General features: G+C 41.0%; 14 protein-coding genes, 1 pseudogene and 1 riboswitch. Of the genes and pseudogenes, 10 read left to right on the top strand and 5 right to left on the bottom strand.

Annotated features, from left to right (window positions below):
* Positions 1–70: 70 nt before the first annotated feature.
* Positions 71–190, bottom strand: a riboswitch (SAM riboswitch).
* Positions 191–271: 81 nt separating this feature from the next.
* Positions 272–763 (bottom strand): YajQ family cyclic di-GMP-binding protein, encoded by a 492-nt coding sequence (locus tag BK049_RS02760; RefSeq protein ID WP_071167795.1) that lies wholly within the window; start codon positions 761–763, stop codon positions 272–274.
* 228 nt (positions 764–991) lie between these two features.
* On the opposite strand from BK049_RS02760, the gene BK049_RS02755 reads away from it, so the two are divergent.
* The 4 genes from BK049_RS02755 to BK049_RS02735 all read left to right on the top strand — a co-directional run bounded on the left by BK049_RS02755 (position 992) and on the right by BK049_RS02735 (position 5894).
* Complete coding sequence (locus tag BK049_RS02755) at positions 992–1840, top strand: CvfB family protein (protein WP_008355220.1); 849 nt, start codon at positions 992–994, stop codon at positions 1838–1840.
* A 157-nt stretch (positions 1841–1997) separates the two neighbouring features.
* Positions 1998–2975, top strand: coding sequence for a BMP family lipoprotein (locus tag BK049_RS02750; RefSeq protein ID WP_008355221.1), 978 nt, complete (start codon positions 1998–2000; stop codon positions 2973–2975).
* A complete protein-coding gene (locus BK049_RS02745; RefSeq protein WP_008355224.1) occupies positions 2972–4621 on the top strand; it encodes a methyl-accepting chemotaxis protein in 1650 nt (549 codons plus the stop codon). The genes BK049_RS02750 and BK049_RS02745 overlap by 4 nt, the downstream gene beginning before the upstream one ends.
* 119 nt (positions 4622–4740) lie before the next feature.
* Positions 4741–5894 (top strand): IS3 family transposase gene (locus BK049_RS02735; protein ID WP_145939387.1). Its coding sequence is split into 2 segments (ribosomal slippage): positions 4741–5014 and positions 5014–5894, totalling 1155 coding nucleotides; the frame shifts between segments, so codons are not numbered across the junction.
* A 57-nt stretch (positions 5895–5951) separates the two neighbouring features.
* Here the strand turns inward: BK049_RS02735 and BK049_RS02730 are convergent.
* Entirely contained in the window at positions 5952–6809 is an 858-nt protein-coding gene (locus BK049_RS02730) for a DegV family protein (protein WP_008355227.1), read from the bottom strand.
* A 140-nt stretch (positions 6810–6949) separates the two neighbouring features.
* On the opposite strand from BK049_RS02730, the gene BK049_RS02725 reads away from it, so the two are divergent.
* On the top strand, positions 6950–7792 hold the full coding sequence (locus tag BK049_RS02725) for a YitT family protein (protein ID WP_008355229.1): 843 nt from the start codon (positions 6950–6952) through the stop codon (positions 7790–7792).
* A gap of 14 nt (positions 7793–7806) precedes the next feature.
* On the top strand, positions 7807–8262 hold the full coding sequence (locus tag BK049_RS02720; RefSeq protein ID WP_008355230.1) for a BsuPI-related putative proteinase inhibitor: 456 nt from the start codon (positions 7807–7809) through the stop codon (positions 8260–8262).
* A 221-nt stretch (positions 8263–8483) separates the two neighbouring features.
* Here the strand turns inward: BK049_RS02720 and BK049_RS02715 are convergent, their stop codons facing one another.
* The 3 genes from BK049_RS02715 to BK049_RS02705 all read right to left on the bottom strand — a co-directional run bounded on the left by BK049_RS02715 (position 8484) and on the right by BK049_RS02705 (position 9725).
* Positions 8484–8675, bottom strand: coding sequence for a DUF3813 domain-containing protein (locus tag BK049_RS02715; RefSeq protein WP_008355232.1), 192 nt, complete (start codon positions 8673–8675; stop codon positions 8484–8486).
* Positions 8672–8824 (bottom strand): hypothetical protein, encoded by a 153-nt coding sequence (locus BK049_RS02710; protein ID WP_008348539.1) that lies wholly within the window; start codon positions 8822–8824, stop codon positions 8672–8674. The genes BK049_RS02715 and BK049_RS02710 overlap by 4 nt, the downstream gene beginning before the upstream one ends.
* An 88-nt stretch (positions 8825–8912) precedes the next feature.
* The gene (locus BK049_RS02705) at positions 8913–9725 is read right to left on the bottom strand and encodes a Cof-type HAD-IIB family hydrolase (RefSeq protein ID WP_008355235.1); all 813 of its coding nucleotides are present in this window, start codon (positions 9723–9725) and stop codon (positions 8913–8915) included.
* 137 nt (positions 9726–9862) lie between these two features.
* Here BK049_RS02705 and yjfP point away from each other — a divergent pair, with 137 nt between their 5' ends.
* The 4 genes and pseudogenes from yjfP to BK049_RS02685 all read left to right on the top strand — a co-directional run bounded on the left by yjfP (position 9863) and on the right by BK049_RS02685 (position 13042).
* Positions 9863–10648 (top strand): esterase, encoded by a 786-nt coding sequence (gene yjfP / locus BK049_RS02700; RefSeq protein ID WP_008355237.1) that lies wholly within the window; start codon positions 9863–9865, stop codon positions 10646–10648.
* A 46-nt stretch (positions 10649–10694) separates the two neighbouring features.
* Complete coding sequence (locus tag BK049_RS02695; RefSeq protein ID WP_008355239.1) at positions 10695–11003, top strand: metal-sulfur cluster assembly factor; 309 nt, start codon at positions 10695–10697, stop codon at positions 11001–11003.
* Between the two features lie 116 nt (positions 11004–11119).
* A pseudogene (locus tag BK049_RS02690) lies at positions 11120–12497 on the top strand (FAD-binding oxidoreductase).
* The gene (locus tag BK049_RS02685; protein ID WP_008355242.1) at positions 12494–13042 is read left to right on the top strand and encodes an MFS transporter; all 549 of its coding nucleotides are present in this window, start codon (positions 12494–12496) and stop codon (positions 13040–13042) included. The pseudogene BK049_RS02690 and the gene BK049_RS02685 overlap by 4 nt, the downstream one beginning before the upstream one ends.
* Positions 13043–13085: the final 43 nt, after the last annotated feature.

Below are 13085 nucleotides of genomic sequence, written 5' to 3'. Positions count from 1 at the left end.
TCCTTATTTTTATGTAACAAAAAAAGCCTTCTGATAAGAAGAAGACTTTTTGGTTTTATTGAAATTCTTCTTCTCATCTACCAAGCAGTTGCTTGCTGGATTTAGCACCTTGGTCATAGAAACATACATTTCTACTACACCGGTTGCTGAGGCTTCACAGGGCCAGTCCCTCTGCCTCTCTTGATAAGAAAGCGATATGAACATGTCAATGAGTTGAGCTTCCATCAACTGTATCGAAAAAATAGGAAATAATCAATGGGAAATTTAAAATTTATCGAAAATTTATAAATTGGACATCAATCGGCAAATCAGCTTTGCGTATGAGAGACATGACCTCTTGTAAATCATCTTTATTTTTCCCTGTTACACGCACTTGGTCATCCTGAAATTGAGATTTCACTTTGATGCCGGACTGCTTAATCAATGCATTGATTTTTTTTGCATTGTCTTTATCAATCCCGCTAATCAGCTTTGCCCGCTGGCGTACGGTTCCCCCTAGGGCGTGTTCGGTTTTTCCGTAGTCGATGTTTTTAGTCGGGACATTGCTTTTAATCAGCTTGGTCACTAGTACATCTTTTAGCTGCTCAAGCTTGAAATCATCATCAGAGATGAGAACGAGCTCTTCTTTTTCTAACGAAATATCACTTTTACTTCCTTTAAAATCATACCGGTTTTTAATTTCTTTCAGCGCTGCTTGAATGGCGTTTTGCACCTCTGGCAGCTCCACCTTTGATACAATATCAAATGAACTTTCTTTTGCCATCACACATGACCTCCAAGTATGGGATATTGCGTCTATCTTATCATGCCAATAGGGGAAGAAGAAACTTTATCGAATAGCGTTCAGCTGTATTGCGGTATAAATTAAGTGCAGTTTGTCCACTTTAGCTAACAGAACTAGAGATGTTCATGTTGACAGAAGTATAGTAGAATAAAGTGAATCAAAAGATGAACGAACGCTCTTTTAAGGGCAGATAGGAAGGAAGAGAACATGAGACCAGGTGAGCAATTGACCTTGCAAATAGAGAACGAGATGGAATACGGCTACTTTTTAACAGATGGCGAGGATTCTGTCCTCCTGCACCGCAGTGAAATGACAGAGGATATCGAAGATCGTGATGAAGTAGAGGTCTACTTATATGTAGATCATGAGGAAAGACTGGCAGCTACGATGAAAATTCCTACAATTAATGCCCATACATATGGCTGGGTAGAAGTTGTAGACGTGGTGGAAGATATGGGGGCATTTGTCGATGTAGGACTGTCAAAGGATGCACTTGTTGCAACTGAACACCTTCCGCCTTTTGAGGAAGCGTGGCCGAAAAAAGGAGACAAACTATATTGTATGCTGAAAGTGACAAGCTACGGTAGAATGTTCGCAAAGCCAGCCACTGAAGACGTGATCAGCGAATTGTTTACTGAGGCGCCAGATACCTTAATGAACAAAGAGATCACTGGAACGATTTATCGCTTAATTGCAACAGGTTCCTTCATGCTGACAGATACAGGGATAAGAGGGTTTATCCACCGCACTGAGCGGAAAGAAGAGCCAAGATTAGGATCGACCGTTACGGGGCGCGTGATTGCAGTGAAAGAGGACGGGACTGTCAATGTGTCACTGCTTCCTAGAAAGCAGGATGCATTATCTGCTGATGCAGAAGAAATTTTGACCTATATGAGAACAAGAAATGGTGCAATGCCTTATTGGGATAAAAGTGACCCAGAAGATATTCGTGAAAGATTCCAAATGAGTAAGGCAGCCTTTAAACGAGCATTAGGACATCTGATGAAAAATGACCAAGTTTACCAAAAAGAAGGCTGGACATATGAGAAAAAGTGAGCAATTGCTCGCTTTTTTTATTTTTGTCATAAATAATGGGTTTTTTCAGTGAAAAAAGTCATAAAAAAAGTTGAAAAACCTTCACTTGATCATTGAAACAAAGCCTATCAAATCCGATAAGAAAGGGGTAAGGATGATAAAAGGAGTGTGTGTTTGGATGAAAGTGAAGATTTCATTACTTCTGATGGCAGCCATGATCATGGTACTTGCCTCATGTAGCAATCAACAGGGAGGACCACCACAATCAAATGCGAAGCAGATTGGCGTCATGCTGACAGACGATGGTCTTGGTGATCAATCATTTAACGATTCATCATTTAAAGGGTTAGAAAAAGCACGTGACGAGCTTGGCATTGAATTTGATTATAGAGAAATTGCAGAAACCAAAACATATGAAAAAGGGCTAACAGAGCTTGTGAAAGATGGAAATGACCTGATCATTGGTGTAGGGTTCAGTATGCAAGAAGACCTAGAAAAGGTAGCAAAAAAATATCCGAAAAAGCAATTTTTGCTCATTGATGCTGTGTCTGATCTGAAAAATGTCACATCAGTGACCTTTAAAGAAGAGCAGGGCAGCTATTTAGCGGGAGCACTTGCTGCTATGACGACAAAAAGTGATGTCATTGGGTTCGTTGGCGGCGTCGATGCAGATGTGATCCACCGGTTTGAAAAAGGATATCAAAAAGGCGCAAAATCTGTGAATCCAAACATCAAGATCTTAACCACCTATGCCGGCACATTTAGTGATGCAGACAAAGGCAGTAAAATAGCAAAAGAAATGATCAATAAGAAAGCAGACGTTTTATATGCAGCAGCCGGCTTTACGGGTGTTGGTGTATTAAAAGAAGCGCAAACGCAAGGCAAATATGCAATTGGCGTAGACAGCGATCAATACTATACGGCTGAAAAAGCCGTTATTTCATCTATGGTCAAAAAAGTCGATGAAGTGGTTTATCAATTCAGCGAACAGCTCGTCAAAAGTAGCAAAATCAAAAGCGGTCATATCGTGTATGATTTAAGCAATGACGGAATTGATATGGCAAGAATCCGGGTGCTCAAAGATGCTGAGAAATTGACCAAAAAATTAAATAGACTGAAGCAGACGCTTTTGAAAGATGAGGGGGCAGCATCATGAGCTTACGCATCAAAATTTTGCTCAACGCACTCATTTCACTTCTTTTAGCGGTTGGCATTATCGCCTATATTATTGTGAGCATGACAAAGATCCAATCATCAAACGAAACAGAAGTACAAACCTTACTCAACGTACAAAAAACGAAGGCCAGCTTTGAAAGTGTTGAACAGGCCATGACCAATTATTCCATGACTCTTTCAGATGAACAGCTAGAGGTCGTTCAAAGTGATATTTCTGCAGCAAAAAAACAACTGAAAGCATTAAACAAAAATGCAGGAAATATGAGAAAAGAAGTCTTAACAAGGCTCGCTTCAAAGTTTGATACATGGACAAAAGAAGCAAACAGTGCCATTAGTGAAAAAAATGCTTCAGATGCAAGACGTGTGGCTGCAAGAATTAATGGTGTCTTAAACGACGTGCATACGATGAATAAACGAGCACAAGAAGCGTATGAACAAAACCTTAAGAATGCAGCAGCCAATGTGCAGTGGATCATCACAAGCGCATTTGTCGCAGCCCTCACGCTGATTGTCATCGCTGTCTTTTTAAATATTGTGTTAACGAGAGCCATTGTGACGCCAATCAAATCACTGTCTTACCGGGCGAAGCAGATCGCAGAAGGGAACCTCGCTGTGGAGCGGACGAACATCAAGCGTAAAGATGAAATCGGCGATTTAAATGAGTCGTTCAATCAAATGACTGATCAGCTGATTAGCTTGATTCAAGAAATCAGCCAAGTCTCAAAGCAAGTGGAGACATTCTCGATTCAGCTAGATGATGAAAACAAAAAGCTCATGGAATCTGCCAATCAAGTGTCTGTATCGACAGACGAAATGGCAAATGGTTCACAAGCGATTTCAGAGGATCTTCAGCATGGCGTTAGCTTGATTGAGAAAATGGACCATCATGGACGTAAAAACTCCGAAAGATCTCACACGGTCATCCGTAGTACAGAGGACGCCATTAAAGCAGTGGAAAGCGGGAAGCACACGTTAACAGAAACAACAGCAGCAATTGAAAAAAATACACGTGCAACAAGACAAATCGAACAGTCAGCAGGAGAATTCACACAATACGCAAGCGGAATCTCCGCAATGGCCAAAACGGTGTCTGACATTGCGGACCAGACCAACCTGCTCTCGCTCAATGCGGCCATTGAAGCGGCAAGAGCAGGCGAAGCAGGCAAAGGCTTTGCCGTTGTAGCAGATGAAATTCGGAAACTTGCAGATGAATCGTCTAGTGCGACAAGACAAATCTTTGATATGGTCAATCATATTGAAAAAGGCATTCAGTCCATTAGTCAGACTGTACAAGAAGGGGTCAAGCTTTCTCTTCAGCAGCAGGATGCAATGGACAAAACCTCACACTCTTTTGAAGATATAGAAGCAAAAGCAGTGCATATTAAACAAGAGATGGCATCTTTAAATGAACAAATTATTCAATCAACGGAGCTTGGCGGACAAGTCCTTCACTCTATTGAAAATATTAGTGCGGTTGTAGAAGAAACAGCAGCAGGCAGTGAAGAAATTTCTGCCTCGGCCAATGAACAGCTGCAATCGTTCCATCAAATGAACAAGCAGGTAGAAGAGCTGATGAATATGACGGCTAGGTTAAACGAAACCGTTCAGCGATTTAAACTTTCATAAGAAAAGCACCCTTCCCATGCTTCAGGTACTGACCCCATCAGATGAGACAAATAAAAAACACCTTCAAGTTTGAAAATGGATCGTTGTGATCCGAAATAAAACATGGAGGTGTTTTTTCTATGGGGACAAGAGTGAGTTATCCGGTTGAAGTCAAACAGAAGGCTGTAGAAATGAGATTGGCAGGCGTACCTATGAAAGAGATTATGCAAAAATTGAATATCAAGAATAAGACGCAGGTTCAGACATGGGTGAGGTGGCATAAGGCTGGGGATACACACCGGTTTGAACAGCCTGTTGGAAAACAATATACCTATGGAAAGGGTCCTGAGTACTCTTCCGAATTAGAGAGACTTCAGGCAGAAAATCGCTATTTGAGTCAACAGAATGAAGTTTTAAAAAAGTACAACGAATTGGAAAGGAAGTTGATAAGGAAACGGCAATCAAACTGGTAGAAGAATTGTGCGAAACGATGACGATACAGGACACCTGTTTCCATTTAGGTATCTCACGCACTTCGTACTATAGATGGAAAAAGGATCTGACTCAGAATCACTCTAAAAGACAACTAGAGAAACAGGTCGGCACGTTGTGCCGAGAGCACAAGTATCGATATGGTTATCGAAAAATCACCGCCATACTAAAAATGAGCATGCGTATTAACCATAAAACTGTTCAACGTATCATGCAGAAAAACCAGTGGCAGTGCCGAGTTAAAATGAAAAAGCGTAAGAAGAATGGGCAGCCCTATGCCGTGGCTGGTAATATACTGGATCGGAACTTTCAGTCTGATCGCCCTCTTGAAAAACTAGTAACGGACATCACGTATTTGCCTTATGGACAGAAACAATTGTACCTTTCCAGTATATTGGATTTATATAATGGAGAAGTGATTGCTTTTAATATTGGTGATAAGCAGGACACAGACTTTATCTTAAACACACTTAATCAGCTCCCATCACTGCCTGAGAATTGCGTGTTACATAGCGACCAAGGTTCTGTGTATACATCTTACGAGTATCAGAAAGCTGTTCATAAGAAAGGCATTACCATGAGCATGTCCCGTAAAGGGACGCCCGCTGATAATGCCTCCATCGAATCGTTTCATTCCTCACTAAAGTCTGAAACGTTCTATCTTAACAGGATTGATCGAACTACGAACACCATTGTAGAACGCACTGTCAAAGAATACATTTATTATTATAACAACATTCGTATTCAAACGAAACTAAACAACCAATCACCGATAAACTATCGGCAACTGGCTGTTTCGTAAAGGTGTTTTGATCCCTGTCTCAAAAACGGGGGTCAGTCCCTCAGGGAAGGGTGCTTTTTATGATGGGCTGCCTGTAAAAAAGATCGCAAGTGTGCCAGGTCCTGAATGGGATCCAACAGCAGCACCGATGATCTGAACGTCTATTTCTTTAGGGTGAAATTCAGATTCGATGAATTGTCTCATTTCATCTGCAAGTGCAGGGTCATCACCATGACTAATGCCAACCGTTTGGTTTGACCAGTCTGAACCACGTTCTTTCATCAGCTCGATAATGCGTTTTAACAGTTTTTTGCGTCCACGAATCTTTTCAAGGGGGATCAGTTTTCCATCCTCAACATGTAAAATGGGTTTAATGCTTAACAATCCGCCAACAAAAGCGGACGCTTTACTGATTCTTCCGCCTCTTGCTAAATACGATAAATCGTCTACAGTAAAAATATGTTGTAAAGATGCACAATAATGCTTTACAGACGTTTCAATTTCTTGTATTGTATTTCCGTCAATGGCAAGTGATTGAGCGTGTTTGACAGCGAGCCCATAACCAAGTGAAGCACATTTAGAATCAATGATTCGTAAATCGAAATCAGGATAGTCTTCCTTCACTTCGTTTGCCACCATCACAGCGGTTTGATATGTACCTGAGAGCTCTGATGAGAAAGCGACATAAATGGCAGATGTATGTTCTTGTGCGGCAGAAACAAAGGCTTCTTTGATCCGGTTTGGTGAAGCCTGTGATGTTTTTGGACTTTCGCCTTGTCTCATTGCATCAAATACTTGTTTTGGTTCAATGGTGATCAAATCTTCAAATTCCTGCTCGCCAAGTAATACGCGCAGCGGAATGAGTGTCATGTTTTGTTCATCATAATAAGAAAGAGGCAGATCAGCAGCACTGTCTGCTATGATATGAACAGTCATCAAAATCCCTTCTTTCTAAAAAAATCAACTATATGTCACATCTTTTTAGCCTAACTATATCATAGAAATCATCTTTTCGTGTTCAAATTCTAAATTTTAGGGAAAACCATAGAGAGAATGGTAAGTGGAGGAATGACAACATGTTCATTGGAGAAGCAAAAAAACTCATTGTCGTCGTCATTGGTGCATTACTCAATGCGATTGGACTGAATTTATTCTTAATTCCAGCTGACGTATATGCGAGCGGTTTTACAGGGGTAGCCCAGCTGTTATCCAGTTTAATTGATCAATATGCGCCATTTTATTTATCAACAGGAATTTTATTATTTATTTTAAACATTCCAGTCGGCATTTTGGGCTGGATGAAAGTTGGCCGTTCCTTTACTTTTTATAGCATTATTAGTGTTGCACTGACGACCATTTTTCTTGGCATTATACCAGAGACAAGTGTGTCCGAAGATATTTTATTAAATGCTGTGTTTGGCGGTGTGATTTCTGCACTTGGGATTGGGATCACGCTGAAATACGGGGCATCAACAGGCGGCCTTGACATTCTTGCGATGATTTTAGCGAAATGGAAGGATAAGCCAGTCGGTACGTATTTCTTCATTTTAAACGGAATCATCATTTTTACAGCAGGATTATTACAAGGTTGGGAGAAGGCTTTATATACCCTTGTCACATTATATGTGACCACAAGGGTCATTGATGCCATCCATACGAGACATGAGAAGCTGACAGCCATGATTGTGACGAAGAAAGCAGATGAAATCAAAGAAGCCATTTATGGAAAAATGGTCAGGGGTATTACGACTGTACCTGCAAAAGGGGCATTTACCAACGAACCAAAAGAAATGATGGTGATTGTCATCACAAGGTATGAGCTGTATGAACTTGAACAAATTATAAAGGAAGTCGATCCAAAAGCCTTTACAAATATTGTTCAAACAACCAATATTCTTGGATTTTTCAGACGAGATTAAAAGGTGGGTAGAAGATGAAAAAAGGTTTGGTGCTTCTTCTCGTTCTATTGGTTTTAACAGCATGTGGACAACAAAAAAAGGATGAACCAAACAAGGAGGTATCCGGTCAAATGGGAGAAAAAACAGTTGTACTCACAGTAGACCCCGTCCAAAAAGGTTCTTCGGTTCAATTCAACATGTCACTGAAAAATGAATCAGATCGAGATATTGAATTTACATTTAACACAAGCCAGAAATTCGAATTAAGTGTGTACGATGAAAACGGGAATGAAAAATACCGTTATTCGAAAGACCGCATGTTCACACAGGCCATCCAATCCTTTGTGCTGAAGGCAAATGAAACATATGACTTTCAAGATAAGTGGTCAAACGGTGTAGAGCCGGGAACGTATGAAGCGGTCGTCACGTTTAAAGGAAAAGCAGAAGGGCTCAAGCAAATCACGGAAAAGAAAACGTTCCAAGTGAAATAAGCGTGATCTGTTGTTCAATAAGAAAGCTGTCCAGAAAGTGGACAGCTTTAGCCCTTTGTCTTCTTTTCAGCGTGATCTGAAAACCTTTGCAGTCTAGGAAGGACGAGTACCGGCGCGGAGCGAATTTAACATTCGTGAGCACCGGCACGCAGGACTGACAAAAAATGCGAGGGTTTGTCTACACGATGAAGCTGTCCAGAAAGCGGACAGCTTTTTTTGCGCTAAAGGTCATCAAGCAGGTCTTGGAACGTATGCAGCTGGTTTCTTTCTGCATCTGTCGAGTTGGCAAATGCCGAGGATACGGCGTTTTTGGCCCGATTGACCGCCTGTTGACGCTCTAACCCAGATGAAAATGAAGAAGTAAGGGCTTCTTCAGTAAATGATTTGGCTTGATCAAAAAGTTCGTTTCTCACAATGAACCTCCAGAAGCATCAGTCTTCATATTTCCCCGGTCTTCCGCCGCTTCTTCAAGTGTGGAACGATAAGGAAAACGTGCGTCATGCAGACTGACTGAATCTTTACCTTGCTGTATAAAGCGTTTCGATTTGCTTCTTTTACCCATTCGGAATCCGCCCCTTTACACAAGCTGACAGGTCAACCTGTCTAACGGTAGTATGCCCGCTTCCTTCACCTATGTATGAATGGAAAAATTAAAGCGAGAAGTAATTCGTTAGGAATTTGGCAATCCCATCTTGTTCATTCGTATCTGTTATTTCATTTGAGACGCGTTTCACTGCATCAATCCCGTTGCCCATTGCAACCCCGCATCCAGCAAATTCAAGCATCTCTAAATCATTGTCTTCATCTCCAAATGCCACAATTCGCTCTTTGGGAACGCCATAATAATCACTGATTTTTTGCAGACCGACGGCTTTGTTCATGCCTGTTTTAATGATTTCAATCACGTGCCATGGAGCGGCCCAGCGCCGGTGATCAATGACTTCTGCATGAACATCTGTTAAATAGCTCCGAATCGCTCCAACGTCTTTTTCCTTTGCATGAATTAAGACGCTTGTCACATTCTCTCCAAGATTGTCCCTAAGGTCTCCAACAGTTACTTTGTTTGCATTCATATTAAATATATCAATGAGCTTTTCATCATGATAATGGAAATACAAATCGTCGAGCACTTCAGCCAGCACATTGTGCACGTGATACTCCTCACTTATGTCCACAAGCTGTTTTACGACTTGAAGATCAAGTGACGTGTGAAATCTGCCCCATTTTTCATCAAGCGGATGATGGACAAACGCTCCATTAAAGTTCACAATCGGTGAATCGAGCTGTAATTGCTGATAATAAGGAGAGCTGGAACGAAATGGCCGGCCAGTTGAGATACATACATGATGCCCGCTGTCTTTCACTTTTTGAATGACATCAAGTGTGTGCGCAGAAATCGTTTTATCATCTTTTAATAACGTGCCATCCAGGTCAAGTGCGATTAGATAAGGTTTAGTCTCCATAAAATCTCCTTTGATCTGTAAGTGATAGGAGGCAGCTAATGCGGGTGCCTCTATCTATAGTGTATCTTTATCACATCTTCGTTGTCTACATGTTAAAATAAACAAAGACGGGAATGATAAAGGAGGATTCATAGGCTGTGATCACCATTGATGAGCAAATTACGCGCGATATTCCATTTTTACATATCGTAAAAGCTGAAAATAAAGACAAACCGCTGCCGCTTGTATTTTTTATTCACGGGTTTACAAGTGCACGCGAGCACAACTTACATTTCGCCTTTCATTTGGCGGAAAAAGGCATGAGAGTCATTTTGCCTGACTGTGCTTATCATGGTGTAAGATCAGAAAACCTCAGCTTAGAGGAACTGGCATCAAAGTTTTGGGAAATTGTCCTGAACGAAATTCGTGAAATTGACATACTTAAAACACATTTTCAAGAAAAACAATGGATTGAAGCCGATCTAATTGGCGTTGCTGGTACATCTATGGGGGGAATCACGACCTTCGGCGCACTTGCAAAGCATGATTGGATTAAGGCAGCTGTCAGCCTGATGGGCAGTCCGAAATATACGACATTTTTAAAGGCACAAATCATGGACATGCGTCACAAAGGATTGATGAAAGACATCACGGACGAAGAAGTCAATCAGCAATTAGACGCTCTCCGTCCTTATGATTTAACGCTGCAAACGGATCGATTGAACAAAAGGCCATTGTTATTCTGGCATGCGGAAAACGATCCCGTTGTCCCATATCGCCACGCAAAATCGCTATATGACGAGTTAGCGGCAACCCAATATAAAGAAGACCAGCACCTCATTCGGTTTATCACAGATGAGCAGGCGGGTCACAAGGTCACAAGACAAGCGATGTTTGAAACGATTGACTGGTTTGTCACGCACCTGAAAAGCACAAACGTTTAGCCAAAAGGAAAAGTACGTTATACTAGTTGAAAAAGGAGTGGATATCATGGATGAAGCATTGAAAGAAAATATTTTAGGCGCCCTAGAACAGGTGATTGACCCTGAGTTAAATGTAGACATCGTCAACCTTGGACTTGTCTATGATGTCGATCTTGATGAGAATGGAAAAGTGGATGTGACCATGACCTTAACATCCATGGGCTGTCCGCTTGCACCCGTTATCGTGGATGAAGTCAAAAAAGCATTAAGCGACCTGCCTGAAGTGAAAGAAACAGAAGTTCACATCGTATGGAATCCGCCTTGGACACGTGACAAAATGTCAAGATACGCAAAAATTGCGCTTGGTATTCAATAAGAAGAAAAACGCCTGGTATGAGGAAAACTCGTACCAGTTTTTTTATGAAAAATTAAGATAGGAGATGAGAATCTCTTGATATAATGGATGTAATTTTACAGAACGGAGTACCTATAATGAAACGAAAGTGGATATGGATCGTTCTTTTGATGGGATATGCTGCTGCATTATTTGCATCTATCACTATACACGAAGGTCAAGCGCCTAAAGGGCAAGATCTTGAGGCTTTTACAGATGTCAGTCATCTCATGCCTGTCAAAATAAAGAAAGTCGTTCAAGGAAAAGAAATCGACACGATCAAAGAAGTATTAAAAGAAGCAAAAGAGAAAAATCTGCCCATTTCAATTGCCGGAAAGCAGCATAGCATGGGCGGCCACACGTATTATGAAAATGGCATCGTGCTTGATATGACGACATTCCGCCGTATTTTAGCTTTTGATGAAAAAAAGAAGACCATTTGGGTCCAAAGCGGTGCAACATGGGATGATATTCAAAAACATGTGAACCCATACGGCCTTTCAGTAAAGGTGATGCAATCTCAAAATATCTTTACGATTGGAGGGTCGTTAAGTGCAAACGCACATGGACGTGACATTCGCTACGGGTCGCTCATAGACACCGTTCGTTCTTTCAGACTTTTAAAAGCAGATGGGAAGATCATCACAGTCAAACCAGGCGATGACTTATTCACTGCCGTTATTGGAGGGTATGGTCTGTTTGGCGTCATTTTAGATGTGGAGCTGTCGTTAACGAGGGATGAATTATACAAAATGGAAACAACCTCTCTGAATTACGATGAATACACTGATTATTTTCAAACGCATGTAAAAGACAATCAAGAAGTCCGCATGCATCTCGCAAGAATCTCAACAGCGAAAACAAATTTTTTGAAAGAGATGTATGTGACGAATTATTCCCTCTCTCCTGACCAAGAGATCGAACCATACCGCAAGTTGAAAGAAGATCAACTCGTCATGCCCTTAAAATTGATGCTCGGCTTGTCAAGAAGGTTTGATATGGGAAAAGATCTGCTATGGAATTTGCAAAAGAAATATTTCCAAAGTCAAAATGACCAGCTGATCACAAGAAACAATGTGATGCGGTCAGATTCTGCTTTTTTAGAATATGAAAATGAGACAGACACCGATGTATTGCAAGAATACTTTGTTCCAGTTGAGCGTTTTCGTGCATATATCGATGAGCTGAGAGACCTTTTACAACAAGAAGAGTTGAATTTAATGAATATGACAATACGCTATGTTCAGCAGAATGAAAAAGCAGATCTTTCGTATGCAACACAAGATATGTTTGCACTTGTCCTTCTTGTGAATTACGGTTTTGAGGAAGAAGAAAAGGTGAAAGCGGCTCGGCTCATCCGCCACATGACGGATATTACCCTGCGGCATCATGGGAGCTATTACTTACCGTACAAAGCAGGCTGATCCAGATGGGAGATTTATTAATTACTTTTATGAAAGGTACAACACACAATGAATGCAAAAGCAATTAAATGGTTTGTCTACTCACAAAGCCTGCTGTTTTTCGCCAGCAGTCTGATCTTCCCTTTTTACATTCTTTTTATAAAAAATGTTGGATCAAGCTATTCTCAATTTGGTCTTGCCTATGGACTGTTTGGTTTAAGCGGTGCGTTTATTCATTTATTATTAGGGAAACTGCCTGAAACGACCGATAGACGGCTCTTTTTAATCATTCATTCGTTTGGTATGGCTTTTCTGTTGCTGCTTTTTCCGCATATTACAGAAGTAGAGCAAGTCTATATGATTCAACTTGCACTAGGTGCGCTTGGCGGTTTTCAAAAGCACGGGGAGAAACTGCTCGTCACCGAACTGACAAATGAGAAGAAAAGAATGAAAGAAGTCGGGCACTATCATTTTTGGACAGCTCTTTTTTCATCCATCGCCATTATGCTTGGCGGCCTGTTAGCTGATTTCTTCACCGTTCATTTCATTTTTTATGCAAGCTCTTTATTATATTTATGCAGTGCGCTGTTGGTCATCAATATCAAAAAGGAAAGATAAATCCGCATGTCTTACGAAGATATGCGGGTTTTTTGATGAAAAA

The organism is Bacillus xiamenensis (assembly GCF_001857925.1).
Classification (GTDB): domain Bacteria; phylum Bacillota; class Bacilli; order Bacillales; family Bacillaceae; genus Bacillus; species Bacillus xiamenensis.
The sequence above is the reverse complement of the archived record's forward strand: the minus strand, read 5'-3'. Positions and strand labels throughout refer to the sequence as shown.

What these genes read in the sequence shown, in the direction of transcription:
- BK049_RS02760 (WP_071167795.1), bottom strand. Translation starts at nt 763, where the DNA reads ATGGCAAAAGAAAGTTCATTTGATATTGTATCAAAGGTGGAGCTGCCA.
- BK049_RS02755 (WP_008355220.1), top strand. Translation starts at nt 992, where the DNA reads ATGAGACCAGGTGAGCAATTGACCTTGCAAATAGAGAACGAGATGGAA.
- BK049_RS02750 (WP_008355221.1), top strand. Translation starts at nt 1,998, where the DNA reads ATGAAAGTGAAGATTTCATTACTTCTGATGGCAGCCATGATCATGGTA.
- BK049_RS02745 (WP_008355224.1), top strand. Translation starts at nt 2,972, where the DNA reads ATGAGCTTACGCATCAAAATTTTGCTCAACGCACTCATTTCACTTCTT.
- BK049_RS02730 (WP_008355227.1), bottom strand. Translation starts at nt 6,809, where the DNA reads ATGACTGTTCATATCATAGCAGACAGTGCTGCTGATCTGCCTCTTTCT.
- BK049_RS02725 (WP_008355229.1), top strand. Translation starts at nt 6,950, where the DNA reads ATGTTCATTGGAGAAGCAAAAAAACTCATTGTCGTCGTCATTGGTGCA.
- BK049_RS02720 (WP_008355230.1), top strand. Translation starts at nt 7,807, where the DNA reads ATGAAAAAAGGTTTGGTGCTTCTTCTCGTTCTATTGGTTTTAACAGCA.
- BK049_RS02710 (WP_008348539.1), bottom strand. Translation starts at nt 8,824, where the DNA reads ATGGGTAAAAGAAGCAAATCGAAACGCTTTATACAGCAAGGTAAAGAT.
- BK049_RS02705 (WP_008355235.1), bottom strand. Translation starts at nt 9,725, where the DNA reads ATGGAGACTAAACCTTATCTAATCGCACTTGACCTGGATGGCACGTTA.
- BK049_RS02695 (WP_008355239.1), top strand. Translation starts at nt 10,695, where the DNA reads ATGGATGAAGCATTGAAAGAAAATATTTTAGGCGCCCTAGAACAGGTG.
- BK049_RS02685 (WP_008355242.1), top strand. Translation starts at nt 12,494, where the DNA reads ATGAATGCAAAAGCAATTAAATGGTTTGTCTACTCACAAAGCCTGCTG.